This window comes from Prevotella sp. P6B4, from assembly GCF_000619985.1.
Lineage (GTDB): Bacteria > Bacteroidota > Bacteroidia > Bacteroidales > Bacteroidaceae > Prevotella.
In genome coordinates this window covers 1-1,391 of sequence record NZ_JHVE01000048.1, presented here as the reverse complement: position 1 = coordinate 1,391, position 1,391 = coordinate 1, and the positions used below count along the sequence as shown (strand labels likewise).

At 38.0% G+C, this 1,391-nt stretch carries 1 protein-coding gene and 2 pseudogenes; all 3 read left to right on the top strand.

From position 1 onward, the window contains the following. A pseudogene (locus tag T491_RS17970) lies at positions 1–336 on the top strand (hypothetical protein); the annotation flags it as partial. Positions 337–592: 256 nt separating this feature from the next. Then, positions 593–1,039 carry a hypothetical protein gene (locus tag T491_RS0115240; RefSeq protein ID WP_028904635.1) on the top strand — a complete coding sequence of 149 codons (447 nt, stop codon included), beginning with the start codon at positions 593–595 and terminating at the stop codon, positions 1,037–1,039. Positions 1,040–1,128: 89 nt separating this feature from the next. Next, positions 1,129–1,391 (top strand): annotated as a pseudogene (locus tag T491_RS16815) (hypothetical protein); the annotation flags it as partial.

The window sequence follows — 1,391 nt, the reverse complement described above, 5'->3', positions numbered from 1 at the left end:
GTGATGTTTATAAAAGACAGCACAGGCATGGTGTCGGTCATTGAAACCGGTAATATCACCTACGACTGGAACAACAATCCGAAGCAGATATACTTTACCAATGGCAGCGTGACGAAGTATGTGTATAGCGCATCGGGCCAGAAACTGCGTGCCGTTCACTATACTGCCAAGCCCAATATCACAAGAACCTGGGGCGTGAAGCCCGCCGAGCTGACATCTTCGCAGATATTGCAGGCTGATTCAACGGACTATCTGCTTGGCGGCAGCCTCACCCTCAAGAACGGCAAGGCGATGCTTCACCCTCTTTTTATGGTGAAGGGAACGATAGTAACTTAGCCGCAAAGATGAAAATTCCCGTGTTTGTATTAGGACATAACAATAATGTTTATGGCATCGTCAGTAATAGAGAACAGTATTCAATATTTTCTTTACCTGGGAATTTCAGTAAAGTGAGCAGTTTACTCAGAACAAATTTATCATTCGCAGAATACATTAAAAATAACAATTGGCAATTTTAATCTTTATGAAAATATTATTTTATTGTCTAAGTACACTATGTATATTATTCTATGGTTGCTCAGAAAAAACGAACATGGAACATAATGGCATACCTGTTTCAATAATCAACAAAAGTTTATTGAATCAAATTGACTATTATATAGGTAAATACCCTTACAATGACACCTTATTGATTTTGTCAGACATTGATGAAAATTGGTTAGACAATCAGAAAATCCATGACTATTGGATAATTGGTCCGGCATATAGCGAATTTATCTGTTCTAGGAAGGATATTTCTTTATTCTTCAAGTACAACAATACCATTATCTTTTTGCAATCATCACTTAGTGGGCTAACCGATTCTTCATATATAAAAAGAGAGTATCCTAAGAATAGGAATCAAGAGAATAGCCATGAAGTTGAAAAATTATTTTATAAGCACGCAATCGTATGTGAACAAGATTCTAATGGAACGTTTAGTTTTGTTACAGACGAGGTGAAAAAACGTGTAGATTTTGTGGCTCCACCAATAGAATAAATAAAAAGGACCTATGTGATTCACGGAATCGAGAAAGAGAAATTATGGGGTTAAGAAAATGATCATTATCGAATTTGTGATGTATTTTTATGAAACAGAAATTATTACTACCATTATTGCTATATGGAGCGATATCAGTCTATGGTCAGGTGAATCTGTCTGGCATGGCACCAGAATCGACCGACAGCTTGCAGAAATGCAAAATCCGCTACTTCTCTCCCGGCAGAGGCGGGATGAACAGAGTATGGGATTTTTCTAAGAAACTGGGCTCCAAGGAGTCTTCGCAGGTGATGTTTATAAAAGACAGCACAGGCATGGTGTCGGTCATTGAAACCGGTAATATCACCTACGA

What these genes read in the sequence shown, in the direction of transcription:
- T491_RS0115240 (WP_028904635.1), top strand. Translation starts at nt 593, where the DNA reads ATGGAACATAATGGCATACCTGTTTCAATAATCAACAAAAGTTTATTG.